The following is a 19,172-nucleotide window of genomic DNA, read 5'->3' on the forward strand; positions in this document are numbered from 1 at the left end:
ACCGGAATAATGAAGCTGGAAAGGCGATGGGGGACCCGGGAGAGCAGGATGCCCGCCAGCAGTCCCACCACAAAGCCAATAGCCACGGACACCACCACATACGCGGTGTGCTGGCCGATGGCAGTCACCAGCTCGGCGCCGTAGTCCTGGAAGAGGGTCCGCAAAGTCTCCATCATTTGGCATCCCCCCAGAGGTTCTCCGCCACGGAGCGGGCGACGCTGGTCTTGGTGACAATGCCGGCAATGGTGTCGTCTTCATTGAGGACCACCACATAGTTGGCGCCGGAGTCCAGCAGGTAGTCAAAGCTCTCCTTGGCTTCATCTCCCACCCGGACGGTCCGGGCGGTCTGCCGCACCAGCGGTTCGATGCTGGTCAGTTCTCGGCCCCAGTGGCGGATGTCGCCGATGGAGACGGTGCCCACATACCGGCCCGTCTCATCGGTGACCAGCAGCGTATCCACGCTGCCCCGGGCCATACGCTCGGCACACTCCAGAACGCCCCGGTCCCGCTTGACGGTGAGAACGTTGGTGCGCATAAAGTGCTCCACCTTGGAAGGAGCGGAGGACTCCGGGGTGTGTTTGCCCAGGAAGTTGCGCACCAGATCGTTGGCGGGGTGCTCCAGCATCTCCTCGGGAGAGGCCATCTGGACGACCTGACCGCTCTCCATGAAAATGATGGTGTCTGCCAGCTTCAGCGCCTCGCCCATGTCGTGGCTGACAAAGACGATGGTCTTTCCCAGCTTTTGCTGAATATTCTTCACCTCGTCCTGGAGGGTTTCCCGGGTCATGGGGTCCAGGGCGGAGAAGGGCTCATCCATCAGCACAATGGGGGGAGAGGCTGCCAGTGCCCGCAGAACGCCGATCCGCTGCTGCTGGCCGCCGGAGAGCTCGGAGGGATATTTGTTGGCCTGGTTTTCCATGCCGACCATTTTCAGGAGGTTCTGGACGATGTCTGCCTGCTTTTGCTTGTCGTACTTCAAAAGCCGGGGCACCACACAGATGTTCTGGGCCACGGTCATGTTGGGGAACAGGCCGATCTGCTGGATGACGTAGCCGATGTGGCGGCGCAGTTCTACCTTGTCCTGGGAGTGGATGTCCTTGCCGTCGATGGAGATGGTGCCGGAATCAATGTCGATCAGACGGTTGATGGTTTTGAGGGTAGTGGTTTTGCCGCAGCCGGAGGGGCCGATGAGAACCACAAACTGTCCATCGGGGATGGTGAAGTTCAGGTCCTTCAAAATGGGGGTCTTGCCGTAGCTTTTGCAGACGTGTTCAAATTGAATCATTGGTACTTCACTCCTTTGCTGTGACCAGATGGTGGGCGGCCTCCGCGGCGGCGGGACTGCCCACAAGGATGATGACGTCTCCGTCATAGAGTTCTGCATAGGGACCTGGGGAGAGAATGACGGTCTGTCCCCGGCGGATGGCGATGATGGTTCCGCCGGTGGACTGCCAGAATTTCAGAGAGCCGATGCTCTTGCCGATCAGGGGAGAGTTTTTGGGTACTGGGACCTCGTAGTTGGGGAGGGGGCCCTCCGCGGCGGAAAAGGTATCCCGGCTCTTGACCAGCGCGGAGACCACATCCGTCATCCGCCGGTTGAGCTCCGTATATTTCCCCAAAAGCTCCTTGAGCTGGACTTGCAGGGCGTGAACATCCGCGTCCTCTTCGAAGGTTTCAATGTAGCGTCGGGCATTGTCGGCGGAGAGGACCACAGCGCCGCTCTGGGGCTTGACCTCTACCACCTTCATGTCCGCCAGCAGCCTGAGGGCCCGGCGGATGGTCTCCGGAGATACACTGTACTCCGACGCCATCACCGAACGGCCGTAGATACGGGTGCCCTCGGGCAGTTCCCCGCCCGCGATGCGGGAGGCCAGGTCCAGAGCAATCTGCAGATATTGCGCGGGTACAACTGCTTGCCGCATGGGCGTTCCCCCTTTTCCAGGATGAAATGATAGCCCTATTATACACTGACAACTTTAAAAAGTAAATAAGGATGCCAGTTAAAAATGTGTGAACGGATCTTTGCAAAACAGCGCATGCGGCGGGTCCGCACAGCCATTGAGCTGCGCAGGCCCGCCGCGAAGCTGGGAAAAATCCGCCGGGGTACGGTTATTGGAGCAAGAGGACTCCCGGCCCCGGAACTGAGGGTTCATGGAATGTTGTACAGGGAGGCGGCCACCTGCCAGGTTTGGGCGAAGGGCCGCATCAGATTCCAGAAACCGGCCCCCAGGAAACCGTATTCCGCAATCAGGCGCAGCTTGGCGGAAAGGCTGCGGGCATCCTCAAACCAGACCTCATGGACGGTGCCGTCGGCATCCGCATAGTGGAAGTAGGGGGCCTGTGCCGTCTCGTCGTACTGGATGGCAATGTTGTGGGAAAGGGCCAGCTGGATGGCCTGCTCATTGGAGATGGACTGAGCCTGGGTGGTGCCGCGGAGGAAGGGAAGGGGCCAGTCATAGCCGTAATTGGGGACGCCCAGCAGAATTTTTTTTGGCGGGATGGCGGTGACGGCATAGTCCAGCACCGCCCGGACATTGGGCAGCGGTGCCACTGCCATGGGCGGACCATAGGTGTAGCCCCACTCATAGGTCATCAGCAGAACCGCGTCCACCGCGGCACCAACGGCCGCATAATCATGCCCTTCATATAAAAGACCCGGCTGGTCGGCGGAGGTCTTGGGAGCCAACGCCGCCCAGAGGAAGGCGCCCTGGGACCACAGCAGCCGCCGCAGCCGGCTCAAAAAGGCGGCATAGGCATCGGCCAGCGTACCGGGCAGGTACTCAAAGTCCACATCCACACCGGCGTATCCCCGCCGGAGGACAGTTTGCTGGACTTCCAGGATCAGGCGCTTTTGCACCGATGCGTCAGTGAGGATCAGAGACCCCCGTTCCGTGTCAAACTGCCCAGTCTCGGTCAGAGAGGAGAGGTGCATCACGGGGCGGACGCCCCGCTGCCGTGCAGCGGAAAGCAGGGCGTCGTCTTCCAGAGGCAGCAGGCTGCCGTCTGACCGGATGCCATATGTAAAGGGAGTCAGTTCCGTCAGATAGGGCAGCTCCGCATCCAGCAGAGACGAGGCGATAAAGGGGTAGGCATAGCCATTGAACGAGGCGGTGCCCAGTTTATTATCAAAATAGGAGATCACCAGCGTTTCACCGGCCTGGATAGAAGTGCTTCCTCCTAAAAAGAAATTGTTCTGCCACAGAGACCGGACCGAAGTCCCGTAGCGGTCCGCAATGGCGTATAGTGTCTCACCCGGCTGGACGGCGTGGACCAGACGGGGAAAACGCACCACCAGGGTTTGTCCCACCGCCAGCGCGCCGCTGGCAGGTACAGCGTTGTCCGAAGCCAGGCGGGCCGGGTCCACACCATAGAATTCCGCAATACTGCCGACGGTTTCGCCGGCTTTCACCACATGAATGGTCATTTCACATTCCTCCCCTCATAAAAACCCTATGCACACAATCCGCAGGGCAGAACCGGACAGGCCCAAACTGGCATGCGGAATCCGGGGCCTGCGCTCTGCGAAATGATGGAAACATGTGGGTATCTGCAGAAAAAATACTTGCCTTTTTACGGGGAGTCCTGTACCATGGTACTGAGATCATACGATTTGTACTGACCGATATGCAAAAGCGGCATGAAGCCGGACCGGACGCAGGGAGCGTGTGCTGTGAATATCAAGAAATATGAGGCATTTATCCGGGCCGTGGAGCTGGGGAGCCTTTCCAAAGCGGCGGAAGAGCTGGGCTATACCCAGTCGGGGATCAGCCATATGATGCAGTCGCTGGAGGAAGAGGTGGGGTTTCCCCTGCTGGTGCGTACCCCTTCCGGTATTGTGCCCAACGCGGAAGGGGAGATGCTGCTGCCTGCGATCCGGCGGCTGCTGAGCACCAATGATGCCCTGGCACAGACCATCGCAAAAATCAAAGGTGCAGACACCGGAAAGGTCCGCGTGATCGCCTTTCCCAGCGTGGCGGCATACTGGCTGCCTGCGATTGCAGGCAGATTTCAGCGGGATTACCCGCAGGTGGAGGTCGTGATCCGGGAGGGGGACGAGGATACCGTTGCCGGAGCGATGGAGGCCCATGAGGCGGATTTTTGCATCGATGCGGGGGGTACGGCCCGTACATTGGAGTGGATGCCGCTTTGCCGGGACCGCCTGATGGCGGTTTTCTCCCAGGGGCACCAGCTGGCCGGAGAACCGGCTGTCACGCTGGAAATGCTGCGGGGAGAACGGCTGCTCCTGCCGCAAAAAGGCTATGGATGCGAGGCTCATCCGGTTCTGGAACGGATTCCTGAAGAATCCGAAGTCCGGTTCATTACCTGCTCGGAATATGTTGCCCTCTCCATGGTGGCGGCCGGACTGGGGGTCTCCGTCCTGCCGGAGCTGCTGCTGCGGCATTATCAGGCCGGGACGGTGTCCGTTCCACTGAAACCGGCGCAGTACCGGACGCTCGGAATTGGGGTTCCCCGCCAGGCTGCCGCGTCTCCCGCGGTTCAAAACTTTATGGGATATGTCCGGGCTTATGTGGAAAAGACGGGTCAAAACGGCGCGATGCCTGCCCTGGCGGCAGACACCAGGGAGAGCTGACGATCCCAAATGGATGAATTTTACAGAGATTGTTGGAATGTGGGGCCTGGGCCTGTTGACAGGAGGAAACCAACCCTATAATATAAATGTAATGTAAAGAACTCGTTTGTTATTTTATAAACGGTGTGCGGCAGTCTGGGAGGTGGGCGGATGCCGATTCTGTTTTTCATACTCTGGCTGCTGCTGGCTGGGGAAGTGACGCTGCATGTCTGCCTGTGGGGCGTTGTGGCATCGGTGATTTTGAGCTGGTTTTGTCATCAGGTGCTGGGATACCGGCTGGCTCCCAAGCGGGGGACCCTGGGCAAGGGTGCGGCATTTTTGCGGTATCTGGGTCATCTGGTGGTGGAAATGCTGCGGGCAGGCTTTGTGGTGATGCGGCTGATTTATACCCGGGGGAAAAAGATGGAGCCCAAACTGATCTGGTTTGACACAACGCTGAAAACCGGGGGTGGGCAGGCGATTTTGGCCGATTCCATTACGCTGACCGCCGGCACTATCACCGTTCTGGCGGAGGATGGTCGTTTTCTCATTCACACACTGGACAAGAGCCTTGCGGAGGGAATCGAGAACTGCGAGTTCCAGCAGCGGCTGGAGAAGCTGGAGGCGTAAGCGTGGAGACCATCAAATCTGTGGTTTTGCAGGGGGCCGCCATTGTTCTGGCCCTTTTGATCCTGGCGTCGCTGCTGCGGGCCGTGCTGGGTCCCCGGTTTACGGACCGGATCATCGCGGTAAATGTGATCAACACCCTGGTGGTGGCGGAGATGGTGCTCCTGTCGGTATGGCTGCGGGAGGATTTCCTGGTGGATGTGGCGCTGGTCTACGCGCTGCTGAGCTTTTTGGCGGTGGTGATCGCCGCACGGCTGGTGCTGCTCAAGCGGCGGGGCGTGCCGGGGCAGAAAAAGCGGAAGGGAGGCAGCCGACGTGCTTGATGATATTTTGACAGCAGTGGGCCTGGTGTTCCTGCTCTTCGGGCTGTTTGTGTTTTTCTCTGCGGTTTTGGGGCTTTACCGGCTGGATTATGTGCTCAACCGGATGCATGCCGCGGCCGTCGGGGATGCGCTGGGAATTTTCTGCGTACTGGTGGGTCTGATCCTGCTTCACGGCTGGTCTTTGCCGGCGGCAAAGACACTGTTGGTGTTTTTGTTTTTATGGCTGACGAGCCCTGTGGCCGGCCACCTGATCGCGGAGATGGAAGTATTTACGATCTCGGATATCGAAAAAGAATGTGAGGTGGAGGAGCGGTGATCGTCTTAGAGTACATCCTGCTGGCGGGTCTGGTGGTCTGCGCGATCGCGGCCCCCCTCTGCAAGCGGCTTTTGGCCACGGTCATTGTATACATGGCCTTTTCTCTGCTGATGGCGGTATTGTGGAGCCTGCTCCAGACCCCGGATCTGGCTATCACGGAAGCGGCAGTAGGTGCCGGTATCACCAGCATCCTGTTCTTCCTGACACTGAAAAAAATCCATGCGCTGAAAGGAACCCGGGATGAGTAAGCAGCCGAACAAACAAAGCTGGTGGCTCCGGCTGGTGGAATGGGTGGATGGTGACCGGGAGCCTAAGGACCAGACGCTGTTCGTCATGGAACAGCGTCCGCCGCGGCATGTCCAGCGTTCGGACGCGGAGTTTGCCACCCAGGATAAGCACCGGCTGCACCGGTTCCGCAAGTGGTATCCGGTGGGGGCTGTGCTGATCTGTCTGGTGCTGATGGGGATTTTGATGGCGGCGGTGCTGACGATGCCCACATTCGGCGAGCTGGAAAACCCCATCAACAATGAGGTGGCGGAGCACTACCTGGAGTACGGCCTGAAGGAGACCGGTTCGGCCAATGTGGTGACGGCCATGATCCTCAGCTACCGGGGATTTGATACGCTGGGCGAGAGCTGTGTGCTGTTTTTGGCGGTGGCGGCGGTCATGATGCTGCTGCTGCGGGATGAGAAGAACACCGATGAGCACGACCAGCAAAGAGAGGCCCGGGAGCAGGAGATCCTGGCGGCCCATCCGGATCTGATCCTGCGCCGTGCGGCATGGGTGCTGGTGCCCTTCGTCTTTTTGTTTGCGCTTTATGTGCTGCTCAACGGAGAGGTCTCTCCGGGCGGCGGCTTTTCCGGCGGCACAATTCTGGGAGCGGGGCTGATCCTCTTTTCCGCAGCCTATGGCCCCAAGCGGATGCGGGTCCTGATGGACGCGCGGCGCTATGCCGCTGTCCGGACCTTCGGGCTGGTGCTGTATGTGGTACTCTACGGCACCTACATTTTTCTGGGCGCCAACAAGCTGCCCAACTACCTCACCGGCATGACACTGCTGATTGACCTGGCGGTGGGGCTGGTGGTGGCCTGTACGGTCTATGGATTTTACGTGTTGTTTTCCAGAGGCGAATTTTGAGAGAAAAGGCGCATGTGCGCCTGGAAAGGAGTCCGTCCCATGCTGGAGACCATCCTTCAAAACCGGTTTGCGGTGACGGCTGTCATCCTCTTCGGGATCGGGTTTATGAACCTGCTGCTGCAGCAGAATCTGCTGAAAAAAGTGGTGGGCTTCAACATCATGGACTCCGCGGTCTTTTTGCTGCTGGCCTCTCTGGGATATATCGATGGAGGCGTTGCCCCCATTGTGGGGGACCGGGGCTTTGACCCGCTGTACATCAACCCCATCCCCAGCGGACTGGTGCTGACGGGGATCGTGGTATCGGTCAGCATTACCGCGTTTTCCCTGGCTCTGATTCAGCGAATCTATCGCCGCTACGGCACGATCGAGCTGTGGGAGCTGCTGGAGCGAGCAGGGAAGGAGGACGACTGAAATGCGCCCTTTTGTTGAAAACCTTCCTTTTTTTTGCATTTTCCTGGCGATTTTGGCAGGCATTGTCTCGGCGGTGATCCCCCGGGGAAAAGTCTCCTACTGGATGACCCTGGCGGTGGCAGGCACCATTGCGGTGCTCTCTGCTGCGGTGCTGCAGTACACCTATGTCGGAAATCTGAGCTTTACATACAGCATGGGCCGGTTCGCAGCCCCTTATGGAAACGCAATCCAGTGCGGGCCGCTGCAGGCACTGCTGGCCATGGTGTTTTCCGTGGTGCTGGCGCTGGCGCTGGCGGGGGGAAAGCGGGATCTTTTCCATGATGTGCTGCCAGGCAAGCTGCGGCTGTACTTTACCATGGTGAATATGCTGGAGGCCTCCCTGCTGGCTCTGGTTTACACCAACGATGTCTTTACCGGATATGTGTTCATCGAGATCAGCACCATTGCCGCCTGCGCATTGGTGATGGCCAAGGACAACGGGCCCAACCTCATTGCCACCATCCGGTATTTATTTATGAGCCTTTTGGGCTCGGGGCTGTTTCTCATCGGACTGACGCTGCTCAACAGCATCACCGGTTATCTCCTGATGCCCTCCCTTGCCCAGGCGGTGGCGGAGCTGGCGGAGAGTGGTGCCTACCGGATTCCCCTGACGGTGTCGGTGGGACTGATCATCGGCGGCCTTGGCATCAAAAGCGCCATGTTTCCCTTTCACCTGTGGCTGCCGGATGCCCACGGCGGTGCCACTACGGCCTCGTCGGCCATGCTCTCCGGCCTGGTGCTGAAGGGATATATCGTGCTGATGATCACTATGATGATGCGGGTATTCTCCCTGGAACTGATGGGGGAGCTGGGGGTGACGAATGTCATTTTGATATTCGGCCTTCTGGGTATGATCCTGGGGTCTCTGGAAGCTATGCGGGAGTATCATGTCAAGCGCATGCTGGCGTACTCCTCTGTGGCTCAGATCGGCTACATCTTTATGGGACTGGGCCTGGGAACGACTGCCGGCGTGGTGGCCTCTTGTTTCCACATCCTGGTCCACGCCTGCTGCAAGCCGTTGCTCTTTTGCTGCGCCGGGCGCCTGTCCGCAGTCAGCGGGCACCACAAGAGCCTGAAGAACCTGCGGGGCAGTGCCTATCGGGATGTGAGTGCTGGGCTGGGCTTTACCGTGGGCGCCCTTTCCATGATCGGAATTCCGCTGTTCGGCGGATTCGTCTCCAAACTGTATTTTGCCAACGCGGCGCTGCCCACCAATCGCACGGTGCTGGCCTTGGTGACCCTGGCGCTGTCCACGGTGCTCAACGCGCTTTATTATGTGCCGGCGCTGCTGGCCATCTGGGTGCGTCCGCCTGCAGAGGCGGAGCAGCGCGTTTTGGAAGATGCCCGGGCGGAAGATCTGGCGTTTGACCGCTCCTTCACCACCGCAGCCATTGCTCTGATGGCGGGGATTTTTGTACTGGGTATTTTCTATCACCCCATTACCGATGTGATCGAGGCGGGAATTGCCTTGATGGGAACTTGAAACAGGAGGGACCCTATGCTGCTGTTGCTGCCTGTTTTGCTGCCGGTGATCGGCGGCGTATTCGTGTTCCGGCAGAAAAGTGAACAGGCGCGGGAACGGCTGGCGCTGGCGCTGATTCTGGGAACCGCCGCGCTGGCACTGGTGGTGTGCCTCCTGCCGGAGCAGAGGCTGGACCTGCTGACGATTCAGAGCGGGTTGCACCTTGCAATGCGGAATGACAGCCTTGCCAAACTCTTTCTGGTGCTGGTGTGCTGCATCTGGGTGCCGGTTCTCATTTTCTCCTTCCCCTATATCCGCCACGCCGGCGGAGAGCGCGCCTTCATGACCGTCTATACCATGACGTTAGGCGTGCTGGCGGGACTGGCCATGGCGGCCAACTTCGTCACCATGTATATGTTCTTTGAGATGATGTCTCTCATCACAGTGCCCATGGTGCTCCACAACGGCACCTCCGCCGCCCGGCGGGCCGGGTTCAAGTATCTGGGCTATTCGGTATTTGGCGCAGGCATGGCACTGGCGGGGTACTTCTTCATTGCCTACTATATGGCGGCGCCGGATTTTGCCCCCGGTGGTGCCATTGACCCGGTTCGGGCTGCGCAGCACCGGCCGCTGCTGCTGGTGATTTACTGCCTGATGATCGTAGGCTTCGGCGCAAAGGCGGGCATGGTGCCCATGCAGGCATGGCTGCCTGCGGCCCATCCCGTGGCCCCGGCCCCGGCGTCCGCCGTGCTCTCCGGCGTGATTACCAAGGGCGGCGTGCTGGCGGTGATCCGGGTGACTTATTACATGTTCGGCGTGAACTTCCTTCAGGGCAGCTGGCCGCAGTATGTGCTGCTGACGCTGACACTGGCCACGGTGTTTGTGGGTTCCATGCTGGCGTACCGCGAGAAGCTGCTCAAGCGGCGGCTTGCCTATTCCACCGTCAGCCAAGTGTCTTATGTGCTCTTCGGACTGTTGCTGCTGACGCCGGAGGGCGTGCAGGCATCACTTTTGCAGATGGTATTCCACGCCCTGGCCAAGGACGCACTGTTCCTGGGGGCAGGCGCCATCATTTTCTCCACCAACTACCTGCGGGTGGATCAGCTGCGGGGCATCGGCAAACGGATGCCCGTGACGATGATGTGCTTTACGCTGGCGGCGCTGTCTCTGATCGGCATCCCGCCCATGGCGGGTGCTGTCAGCAAGTGGTATCTGGTTTCGGCGGGGCTTTCGGCGCCGCTGCGGGGGTTTGGCATCGCGGGACTGGTGGTTTTGATCGTCTCGGCGCTGCTGACGGCCGGATATCTGCTGCCCATTGTGACCAACGGATTTTTCCCGGGAAAACACTTCATCGCCGAGCGCAAGGAGATGGGGCCCCAGATGACAGGGCCGCTGATCGCCTTTGCGGCGGCCTGTCTGCTGCTGGGACTGTTTCCGGGCGGGTTGCTGCAGTGGCTGGGCCAGCTGGCAGGCCAGCTGTTTGCGTGAGCGGCACCGTAAAGGGCCGGCGATTTGAGAAGGGAGGTGCCCCATGCACCGGTTTTTGACATTCCCGATCCTGCTGCCCATTCTGCTGGGGATCGGATTGCTGTGCCTGCAGCCCAAGAGCCGCCGGGTGCGCAGCGGATATATCATGGCGGCGGGGCTGGTGACCTCGGTGCTGTCCTTGTCCTGCATCGGCTTGACGCTGCTGCGGGGCGAACAGGCGCTGGCCTGCATCCTGGTCAGCTTTTCCAAGAGTTTTTCCATCTCCCTGCGCATTGACGGGGCATCCATGGTGTATGGAGGCATTGTGTCGGTGCTCTGGCCGCTGGTGACGGCGTATGCTCTGGACTATATGTCCCATGAGGGTCATGAGAACCGCTTTTTCTCCTTCTGGCTCATGGCCTATGGCGTGGTGCTGGGCATCGCGTATTCCGAGGATTTTTTGTCCCTGTATCTCTTCTACGAACTGCTGACGCTGGCGACACTTCCGCTGGTGATGCACAGCATGGATGAAAAGGCCCGCTATGCCGGACGGCAGTACGTGGTCTACTCCCTCTCCGGTGCGTCGTTTGCGTTTATCGGGATGGTCTTTTTGCTTAATTACGGCGTGGGGCATCTGAACTTTACTTATGGCGGTGTGCTGGACCCAGCGCTGGTAGCAGGGCATGAGAACACGTTGCTGATCGTTTTTGTGGCGGCGTTCTTCGGATTTGGTGTCAAAGCGGCGATTTTCCCCTTTTACAAGTGGCTGCCGGACGCCTCTGTGGCACCGACGCCGGTGTCGGCCCTGCTGCACGCGGTGGCGGTGGTGAAGGCAGGTGCCTTTGCCATTGTGCGGCTGATCTATTTTGGCTTCGGTGCGGATTTCCTGCGGGGAACCTGGGCCCAGACTGTGGTGATGGCGGCTACCATCGTGACCATCGTCTACGGCTCTGCCCGGGCGCTGCGGACACCGCACTTGAAGCGGCGGCTGGCGTTTTCCACTGTCAGCAACCTCTCATATATTCTCTTTTCTCTGACGCTGATGACGCCCGCAGGCCTTCTGGGCGGACTGACCCATATGGTCTATCATGCCTTTGTGAAAATCACCATGTTCTGCTGCGCCGGCGCCATCATCCACAAGAGCGGCCGGGAATACGTCTATGAGCTGGAGGGCTGCGGTCGGGTGATGCCGGTGACCTTTGCCACCTTCACCATCTCCTCCTTTGCGTTGATCGGCCTGCCGCCTCTGGGGGGCTTCGCCGGAAAGTGGATGATCGCAGAGGGTGCGGTGGCCTCCGGCAATCCGCTGGCCTATGTGGGAATCGGGGCCCTGATCCTCTCTACGCTGCTGACCACGCTGTACCTCACTACCATCGTGGCCCGGGCTTATTTCCCCGTGGGGCAGCTGGACACCGCCGCGCTGGACCGTATCCGGGACCCGGGCTGGTCCATGAAGGTGCCGCTGATCCTGCTGACGGCGTCAGGCGTGCTGCTGGCACTGGCCTCTGACGGACTGATCCGCTTCCTGGCCCTGGTGAGCCGGGGCGTGCTGTGAAGGGAGTGGAATGATGAACGGTATTTTAATCGCCTGCCTCATCCTGCTGCCCATGCTGGCCTCCCCGCTGGTATATCCGCTGCGGCGCTCCAGCAGAGCGTGGAGAAACCGGTTTGTCCGGACCCTGCCGCTGATCGAGCTGGCCTGCGCTGTGGCGCTGATCCTGTTCCCGGATGCACAGCTGACACTGCCGGGTGTGTGCGGACTGGGCCTGCATTTTGCCGCCGGCAGCCTGCGGACGCTGCTGACAGTGACGGCCTGCTTCTTGTGGGCCATGACCGGCCTCAACAGCCCGGCGTACTTTGCCCATGCCGAGGGCTGCAACCGGTACTACTGCTTCTGGCTGCTGACCCAGGGCGCCCTGATGGGGGTGTTCCTGGCGGCGGACCTCTTTACCCTGTTTGTCTTTTTCGAGATGATGTCCTTCACTTCTTATGTCTGGGTGGTCCAGAACGAGACGGAGGAGGCCCTCAGAGCCGGAGAAACGTATCTTGCGGTGGCGGTGATCGGCGGCATGACGCTGCTGGTTGGGTTGCTGCTGCTGCAGGATCTCTTCGGTACCCTGGAGATCAGCCGGCTCCGGGCGCTGGCTGAGGCGCTGCCTGCGGAGCGGCGGACGCAGCTGTATGTGGCAGGCGGCTGCTGCCTGGTGGGCTTTGGCGCTAAGGCAGGCATGTTCCCCCTGCACATCTGGCTGCCCAAGGCACACCCGGTGGCTCCGGCACCGGCTTCGGCGCTGCTGAGCGGTATCCTGACCAAGAGTGGTGTCTTCGGTGTGTTAATCATTTCCCGTTATCTGTTCTGGGCGGACCTGCCCTGGAATACAGTGGTACTGGCTCTGGGTGTGGTGACCATGGTGCTCGGCGCGGTGCTGGCAGTCTTCTCCATTGACTTGAAGCGGACGCTGGCCTGCTCCTCCATGTCCCAGATCGGGTTTATCCTGGTGGGGGTTGCCATGCAGGGTTACCTCAGCGGAGAGAATGCTCTGGCGGCCTGGGGAACTGTGCTGCATATGCTCAACCACAGCCTTATCAAGCTGGTGCTGTTTGTGTCGGCAGGCGTCATCTATGTGAGCACCCATTCGCTGAATCTCAATGACCTGCGGGGCTGGGGCCGGAACAAGCCGTGGCTCAAGGGTGTCTTTTTCGTGGGCGCGGCATCGATCGCAGGCGTTCCGGGCTTTTCCGGATATGTCAGCAAGACACTGCTGCATGAGAGCATTGTGGAATATATCCACCTGCTGGAACACGAAGGGCTGTCCACAGCGGCGTTTCAGACGGTGGAGTGGCTGTTCCTGATTTCCGGCGGCCTGACGGCGGCGTATATGACCAAGCTGTTTGTGGCGATTTTTGTCTCCCCCCGCGCCTCCGGGCAGCACCTTGGTCTGCGGGAGTACATGTCCCGGGAGACCAGTGTGGCGCTGGCGCTGGGTGCGGCAGCGCTGCTGGTGATGGGACTGACGCCCGGCATCACCATGGAGCCTCTGGCAGAGCAGGCCGGGACCTTTTTGCTGGCGGACCACGGCCATGCGGTCCACTACTTCACCTGGGTCAATCTCAAGGGTGCCTGCATTTCCCTTGCTATCGGTGCGGCGGTCTATCTTCTGGTGATCCGGCGGCTGCTGATGCGCCGGGTGGGTAGCGAGATGGAGTACCTCAACCGCTGGCCGGACTGGCTGGATCTGGAAAACCTGGTGTATCGGCCGGTGCTGCGGGGTCTGGCCTTTGTGGGGGCATTCGGTGCCCGAGTGGTCTCCTCTGTGGGAGATCTGATGGTTCTGATCGGCGAGAAGATCCTCTTCACCCGTGCGCCTGGCATCTTTGTACCCAAACACGATGAAAACTTCGGCATCTATGCCCGTAAGCCAAGGCGTTCCATTGTGGGAGATACCTTCTCCTTCGATTTGATGCTGGCGGGCGGCGGATTGGTGCTGCTGTTGCTGTACCTGCTGCTGTGATAGACAAAAGAGACCTTTCTGCAAGGACAGGAAGTCAACGCTGGTTGACCTCCTGTCCTTTTTTGTGCGAACAGCGGAAGATATGGAAAAAACGGGTGGAAAACGGAGGGCAGAGAACATGCTGGGAACGGTGTTGTGGATTACGGCGCTGGCGGGAGTCGGCGGGACGGGGGCAGGAGGGATTCTCACCTGTGGGTTCCGGCGGGATGCGGAACGGACCATCAGTCTGCTGCTGAGCTTTGCGGCAGGTGTGATGCTGGCTGTGGTTTGCGGGGATCTTTTGGCAGATGCGCTGTCTCAGCGGAGCGGCGCGTTTGGGCTGGGCTTGACTGCCGGAGGGGTTTTGTCCGGGTATGGACTTGTCGGTTTGCTCAACCGTGTGGCCGCGCAGGACCAGCCGGAGCAAAGCCAAGGCCTTTTTTGGGCCGGTGTGGTGATGGCAGCAGCCATCGCCCTGCACAATTTGCCGGAGGGGATGGTGATCGGCGCATCCTTTGCCAGAGGAGCGGAAAACGGAGGACTTGCCATGGCAGCGGTAATCGGGCTGCACAACATCCCGGAGGGAATGGCGATTACGGTCCCGCTGGTCTCCGGCGGAATGGGGCGGCTCCGGGCAGCCGGACTGGCCGCTGCGGCGGGGGCCCCAACCATCCTGGGGGCAGCGCTGGGGTACATGCTGGGCATGCTGGGACCGGTATGGCTGGCATTGGCGCTGAGCTTTGCTGCCGGTGCCATGCTGTATGTGGTGTTTGGAGAATTGCTGCCGGAATCCACAGCGCTGTGCCGGTCGGAGATGCCGTCGCTGGCCGTAGTGGCGGGAATTTTGGTGGGGCTTTGCATCACAGCGCTGTGAGGAAGATGCGGGCCAATCCCCGGCGGTGAAGCGCAAACAAAAAAGCTGCCGTACGGCAGCTTTTTCATTAGACAGGGTGCCTGGGAGAAAGCGTTTTCCGGCGGCCCTCCCTGTTGAAAGCGCTGACAGACCGTGTAAAACCGCCCCCGGTACTTCTGTACCGGGGGCGGCTGGCTGTGGAGAATCACAGCAATTACGGATAGATGGGGAACTGCTCGCACAGGGCGTTGACCTCAGAGCGGACCTGATCCTTGCAGGCGTCGAAGTCCCGGGCCACCATGCCCATCCAATGGGCGATCTTCTCCATCTCCGGCTCCTTGAAGCCGCGGGTAGTGACGGCGGGCGTGCCTACCCGGATGCCGCTGGTGACAAAGGGCTTCTCCGGGTCATTGGGAATGGCATTCTTGTTGGCGGTGATCTGGACTTCGTCCAGCCGGTGCTCAAATTCTTTGCCGGTGATGTGGAAATTGCGCACATCCACCAGCATCAGATGGTTGTCCGTACCGCCGGAGACCAGGCGGAACCCCTCTTTTTGAAGGGCCTCCGCCAATACGGCGGCATTTTTCACCACCTGGCGCTGGTAGTCCTTGAATTCCGGCTTCAGTGCCTCCCCAAAACACACTGCCTTGGCGGCGATGATATGCTCCAGCGGGCCGCCCTGGGTACCGGGGAACACGGCGGAGTTGATCTTCTTGTAAATTTCCTCGTTGTTGCACAAAATCATGCCGCCTCGAGGACCACGCAGGGTCTTGTGGGTGGTGGTGGTCACCACGTCGGCATAGGGCAGGGGAGAGGGATGGACCCCGGCGGCCACCAGGCCGGCGATATGGGCCATATCCACCATCAAATAGGCACCCACGGCGTCGGCCACTTCCCGGAACTTGGCGAAGTCAATGATGCGGGGATAGGCGCTGGCACCGGCAATGATGAGCTTGGGCTTGCATTCCTTTGCCACGGTGAGAAGCTGATCATAGTCGATGCGCTCCGTCTCGTCGTTGAGACCGTAGGAGACGACGTGAAAGTACTTGCCGGAGATGTTCACAGGGCTGCCGTGGCTGAGATGGCCGCCGTGAGCCAGGTTCATGCCCAGAACCGTGTCGCCGGGCTGGACCAGGGCGAAGAAGGCCGCCAGATTGGCATTGGCACCGGAGTGGGGCTGAACGTTGGCGTACTTGCAGCCAAAGAGCTCGCAGGCCCGTTTCCGGGCGATCTCCTCCGTGACATCCACGGCGTAGCAGCCGCCGTAGTACCGCTTGCCGGGATAGCCCTCGGCGTACTTGTTGGTCAGGCAGGTGCCCATGGCCAGCATGACAGCTTCGCTGACGATATTCTCGGACGCGATCAGCTCAATATTGCGCCGCTCCCGGGCAAATTCCTCCTGAATGGAGGCACCCACTTCGGGATCGACCTGGGAGAGATACGCCATGGTTTCGTGGATCATAGAGAACTCCTCCTTCGTCAAGATCCGCCCCGGCACCGGGATCTGGCCTCGGAGCGGTGAATGTGGAAATCGTAGTTTTCCCTGTTCAGCGTAGCAAAATCAAAAGAAGCTGTCAAGAGAACGCAAGGGCTGTCCGGTAAAAACGGGCGGTGCTCCGGCCAGAGATCACAGGGATCACCGGGAAAGACGGGTTTCCCGTCAATTCAATCGGGCGGGGGTGCCATCTTCAAAAAGGCCTGCCTCAGTCAGGACCCAGGGGATGGGATAGTCCAGCGATGTGACGGGAATTTCCTCCCGGATCAGCCGTTCCCGGCATAACAGCACCGTACCGCCCCGATAAGAGGCAAGAAAGCGGTCATAGTAGCCGCCGCCCCGGCCCAGCCGCTGGCCTAGGTGATTGCAGGTCAGGCAGGGAAGAACGGCAAAATCCACCGTGTCTGTGGAGACGAGAGGGGCATCCTCCGGCGGCTCGGGAATTCCATAAGCGCCGGGGGTGAGAGCGTTCAGACTTTGGATGCTGCGCAGCTCCATGATGCCGCCGCCCAGACACCGGGGAACGCAGAGCGTTTTTCCCGCCTCCAGCGCAGCTTGCAGAATGGGATGGGTGTCGATCTCCCGGCCTGTGCTGACAAAGCAGAAAACGGTGTCCGCCGCCTGGTACTCCGGCATGGCCAGCAGCTGAGCGGCGATTTTTCGGTCTGCCTGGGCAAGATACCGCTCCGGCAGCCTGGCCTCCAACGTGTGCATGGTTTTTCGCAGCTGCTGCTTTTCCGTTTGCTTGTTCATGAAAAGGGGTCCTCCTCTTTTTCTGGTTGGGCGGCGCCGTACACAATGGCGCCGGAGCCGAATTTGCCCCGAATGCGGGCCATGGCGGCCTCCAGCTTTTCCTGCTTTTCCCGTTGGGGTGCCGCCCCGGCGGTGAAAAGATCCACCTGCTCATAGGCGCTGCCCTCGGGCAGAAGGTGAATGGCGGTGACGGTCAGTGCCCGGATGGGTGTGGGCGGTTTCCACAGCTGGGAGGTCAGGTCCATGGCCGCGGCGGTCAGATCTCGGATCAGGTGGGTGGGGGCGGGCAGCTGCGCCTGCCGGGAACGGTCGTGGAACGCAGGGTCACGGACCGTCACCTGAACGCCGCCGGCGTACAGCCCCGCATGCCGCAGGCGGGTGGCCACAGAGTCGCAGAGCATGGCAATTCCGGTCCGGACCTGCTCCGGCTTGGTGAGGTTTTGCGGGAACGTGGTGCCGTTTCCCACAGACTTTACAGGCTCCGCCTCATAGCGGGAACGCACCGGGTCCTGATCCTGCCCATTGGCGCAGGCCTGGAGCTGAGGTCCCATTTTTCCCATCAGGGTTTCCAGCATCGTCGGCTTGCAGGCGGCCAACTGGCCCAAAGTGTCCACACCGTATTGGTGGAGCAGCTTCTGGGCGGCGCCGCCGACGTACAGCATGGCCCCCACCGGCAGCGGCCAGAGGAGCTGGCGCCAGTTCTCCCGGGAGATGACGGTGGTGGCGTCCGGCTTTTTATAGTCGCTGCCCAGCTTGGCAAAGACCTTGTTGAAGCTGACGCCGACGGAGAGCGTCAGCCCCAGTTCCCGCTTGATCCGCTCCCGCAGCTGATTCGCCACGGCCTGGGCATCTCCGCCCAGGAGGTGGAGGGTGTGGGTGATATCCAGCCAGCTCTCGTCGATGCCGAAGGGCTCCACCAAGTCCGTATAGGTATCGTAGATGGCGTTGACCTGCCGGGAGTACTGTCGGTAAAGGTCGTGGTGAGGCGGCAGCAATACCAGATCGGGGCATTTTTTCTTGGCCTGCCAGATGGTCTCCGCTGTCTGGACACCGTATTTTTTGGCGGGCTCGTTTTTGGCCAGAATAATGCCGTGCCGGGAGGCGGGGTCCCCGCAGACGGCCATGGGGACGGTTCGCAGCTCCGGGTGGCTCAGCAGCTCCACCGAGGCATAAAAACAGTTGAGATCACAGTGCAGAATCACCCGGTCCATGGTGCGCCTCCTTTCTGCATCTATCGTAGCACATCTGTTCGCTGTTGAAAAGAGGGAGCGTCTGGCAGAGGGCCTGGGAAATCCATAGGCGGCGGAGAAACGTACCGCAGTCCGGGGAGAAGAAAACCCCGGAGAGACGCAGCGCGTCTCCCCGGGGTTGATTTATGAGGGAAAGGGTTGCTTACAGAATCCCCATCAGCACCAGCGCGATGGTCACAAAGGTGGCCAGCAGCGCCAGAGAGAAGAGCAGGAACCCGGCGTTGACCTTGCCCTTGTTCTGGAGGATGGTCTGGCTCTCCGGTACCAGATGGGCTTTGCGCAGAGCGGTGACCACGGGCTTGTAGAGCACCAGGATCAGCGCCATGTTGAGACCGCCCTTGACCACGTTGAAGGGCAGGATGATGGTGGGCAGCATGGCCACGACCACGTCCCGGGGAGTACCCTGATAAATGGGGGTGATGAGGTAATTCCAGAGGAGCATCACGGCAGTCAGGCAGATGACGCCCAGCGTCAGACCGATGACGGCGCCCTTCTTGGTGTGCATCTTTTTGTAAACAAAGGCTGCGGTGCAGCTGAATGCGCAGGTGGCCAGCACGTTCATGAGGAAACCGATGGGACCGGTATCGCTGACCGTGAGCATTTCCACAAGGGCCACCACAATGGAGATCATGGCGGCGGCCAGGGGGCCGAACACGAAACCGCCGATGCAAATCACGGTATCCTTCACATCCAACTGCAAAAAGCCATATACCTAGGGCAGGATCTTGCTCAGGAGCATCACCACATAGGCGATACCGGTCAGCATGGCAAGGGACACCAGCGTGCGGACATTCACCTGGGACCGGGCCGTGGGAATGGCGTTGACATTGGGATCAGACATAAAAAAACACACTCCTTTTTGTCGCTGAAAAACACCCTGGACGCTTTGACTTCTCCAAGGTGACCACGCAACAAAAGAAGCGCATCAAACATGCGCGGCTTTGCCGCTCTCATCTTCTTCCATCCAGACTGTGACTG

The 19,172-nt window shown here is 60.1% G+C and carries 20 protein-coding genes and 1 riboswitch (1 of these 21 only partly in view); of the genes, 12 read left to right on the forward strand and 8 right to left on the reverse strand.

Annotated features, from left to right (window positions below):
- Positions 1-172: 172 nt before the first annotated feature.
- The 3 genes from QZL67_RS09770 to QZL67_RS09780 all read right to left on the reverse strand — a co-directional run bounded on the left by QZL67_RS09770 (position 173) and on the right by QZL67_RS09780 (position 3,424).
- Complete coding sequence (locus QZL67_RS09770; RefSeq protein WP_022290534.1) at positions 173-1,285, reverse strand: ABC transporter ATP-binding protein; 1,113 nt, start codon at positions 1,283-1,285, stop codon at positions 173-175.
- 7 nt (positions 1,286-1,292) lie between these two features.
- Complete coding sequence (locus QZL67_RS09775; protein WP_022290535.1) at positions 1,293-1,922, reverse strand: TrkA C-terminal domain-containing protein; 630 nt, start codon at positions 1,920-1,922, stop codon at positions 1,293-1,295.
- A 227-nt stretch (positions 1,923-2,149) separates the two neighbouring features.
- Entirely contained in the window at positions 2,150-3,424 is a 1,275-nt protein-coding gene (locus tag QZL67_RS09780) for a glycosyl hydrolase family 18 protein (protein WP_022290536.1), read from the reverse strand.
- Positions 3,425-3,670: 246 nt separating this feature from the next.
- Between QZL67_RS09780 and QZL67_RS09785 the strand changes: the two genes are divergently transcribed.
- From QZL67_RS09785 to QZL67_RS09840, 12 genes are all read left to right on the forward strand, one after another.
- Positions 3,671-4,591, forward strand: coding sequence for a LysR family transcriptional regulator (locus QZL67_RS09785; RefSeq protein WP_292920262.1), 921 nt, complete (start codon positions 3,671-3,673; stop codon positions 4,589-4,591).
- 150 nt (positions 4,592-4,741) lie between these two features.
- Positions 4,742-5,200, forward strand: coding sequence for a Na+/H+ antiporter subunit E (locus QZL67_RS09790; RefSeq protein WP_022290538.1), 459 nt, complete (start codon positions 4,742-4,744; stop codon positions 5,198-5,200).
- A gap of 2 nt (positions 5,201-5,202) precedes the next feature.
- Positions 5,203-5,520, forward strand: a complete 318-nt coding sequence (locus QZL67_RS09795; protein WP_022290539.1) for a monovalent cation/H+ antiporter complex subunit F — start codon at positions 5,203-5,205, stop codon at positions 5,518-5,520.
- Positions 5,513-5,836 (forward strand): monovalent cation/H(+) antiporter subunit G, encoded by a 324-nt coding sequence (locus QZL67_RS09800; RefSeq protein ID WP_022290540.1) that lies wholly within the window; start codon positions 5,513-5,515, stop codon positions 5,834-5,836. Before QZL67_RS09795 ends, QZL67_RS09800 begins: the two co-directional genes overlap by 8 nt.
- The gene (locus QZL67_RS09805) at positions 5,833-6,084 is read left to right on the forward strand and encodes a hydrogenase subunit MbhD domain-containing protein (protein ID WP_022290541.1); all 252 of its coding nucleotides are present in this window, start codon (positions 5,833-5,835) and stop codon (positions 6,082-6,084) included. The genes QZL67_RS09800 and QZL67_RS09805 overlap by 4 nt, the downstream gene beginning before the upstream one ends.
- Positions 6,077-6,973, forward strand: a complete 897-nt coding sequence (mbhE, locus tag QZL67_RS09810) for a hydrogen gas-evolving membrane-bound hydrogenase subunit E (protein WP_022290542.1) — start codon at positions 6,077-6,079, stop codon at positions 6,971-6,973. The genes QZL67_RS09805 and mbhE overlap by 8 nt, the downstream gene beginning before the upstream one ends.
- Positions 6,974-7,012: 39 nt before the next feature.
- Positions 7,013-7,384 carry a sodium:proton antiporter gene (locus tag QZL67_RS09815; protein ID WP_022290543.1) on the forward strand — a complete coding sequence of 124 codons (372 nt, stop codon included), beginning with the start codon at positions 7,013-7,015 and terminating at the stop codon, positions 7,382-7,384.
- 1 nt (position 7,385) lies between these two features.
- A complete protein-coding gene (locus tag QZL67_RS09820) occupies positions 7,386-8,906 on the forward strand; it encodes a complex I subunit 5 family protein (protein WP_022290544.1) in 1,521 nt (506 codons plus the stop codon).
- A gap of 15 nt (positions 8,907-8,921) precedes the next feature.
- Complete coding sequence (locus QZL67_RS09825) at positions 8,922-10,373, forward strand: complex I subunit 5 family protein (RefSeq protein WP_022290545.1); 1,452 nt, start codon at positions 8,922-8,924, stop codon at positions 10,371-10,373.
- A 43-nt stretch (positions 10,374-10,416) separates the two neighbouring features.
- Entirely contained in the window at positions 10,417-11,907 is a 1,491-nt protein-coding gene (locus QZL67_RS09830; protein ID WP_022290546.1) for a complex I subunit 5 family protein, read from the forward strand.
- 13 nt (positions 11,908-11,920) lie between these two features.
- Positions 11,921-13,864 carry a complex I subunit 5 family protein gene (locus QZL67_RS09835; protein ID WP_022290547.1) on the forward strand — a complete coding sequence of 648 codons (1,944 nt, stop codon included), beginning with the start codon at positions 11,921-11,923 and terminating at the stop codon, positions 13,862-13,864.
- 118 nt (positions 13,865-13,982) lie between these two features.
- Positions 13,983-14,717 (forward strand): ZIP family metal transporter, encoded by a 735-nt coding sequence (locus QZL67_RS09840; RefSeq protein WP_022290548.1) that lies wholly within the window; start codon positions 13,983-13,985, stop codon positions 14,715-14,717.
- 193 nt (positions 14,718-14,910) lie between these two features.
- Here the strand turns inward: QZL67_RS09840 and glyA are convergent, their stop codons facing one another.
- From glyA to QZL67_RS09865, 5 genes are all read right to left on the reverse strand, one after another.
- Positions 14,911-16,158: a serine hydroxymethyltransferase gene (gene glyA, locus QZL67_RS09845; protein ID WP_022290549.1), complete on the reverse strand. Its 1,248-nt coding sequence runs from the start codon at positions 16,156-16,158 to the stop codon at positions 14,911-14,913.
- A 198-nt stretch (positions 16,159-16,356) separates the two neighbouring features.
- Positions 16,357-16,944 carry a 5-formyltetrahydrofolate cyclo-ligase gene (locus tag QZL67_RS09850; RefSeq protein ID WP_022290550.1) on the reverse strand — a complete coding sequence of 196 codons (588 nt, stop codon included), beginning with the start codon at positions 16,942-16,944 and terminating at the stop codon, positions 16,357-16,359.
- On the reverse strand, positions 16,941-18,155 hold the full coding sequence (dinB, locus tag QZL67_RS09855) for a DNA polymerase IV (RefSeq protein ID WP_022290551.1): 1,215 nt from the start codon (positions 18,153-18,155) through the stop codon (positions 16,941-16,943). The genes QZL67_RS09850 and dinB overlap by 4 nt, the downstream gene beginning before the upstream one ends.
- Positions 18,156-18,336: 181 nt before the next feature.
- On the reverse strand, positions 18,337-18,894 hold the full coding sequence (locus QZL67_RS09860) for an ECF transporter S component (RefSeq protein ID WP_022290552.1): 558 nt from the start codon (positions 18,892-18,894) through the stop codon (positions 18,337-18,339).
- A 12-nt stretch (positions 18,895-18,906) separates the two neighbouring features.
- Positions 18,907-19,035 carry a hypothetical protein gene (locus tag QZL67_RS09865; protein ID WP_022290553.1) on the reverse strand — a complete coding sequence of 43 codons (129 nt, stop codon included), beginning with the start codon at positions 19,033-19,035 and terminating at the stop codon, positions 18,907-18,909.
- A gap of 107 nt (positions 19,036-19,142) precedes the next feature.
- Positions 19,143-19,172: riboswitch (FMN riboswitch) on the reverse strand; it runs 121 nt beyond the window's last position.

This window comes from Oscillibacter sp. CAG:155 (genome assembly GCA_000436875.1).
Classification (GTDB): domain Bacteria; phylum Bacillota; class Clostridia; order Oscillospirales; family Oscillospiraceae; genus Oscillibacter.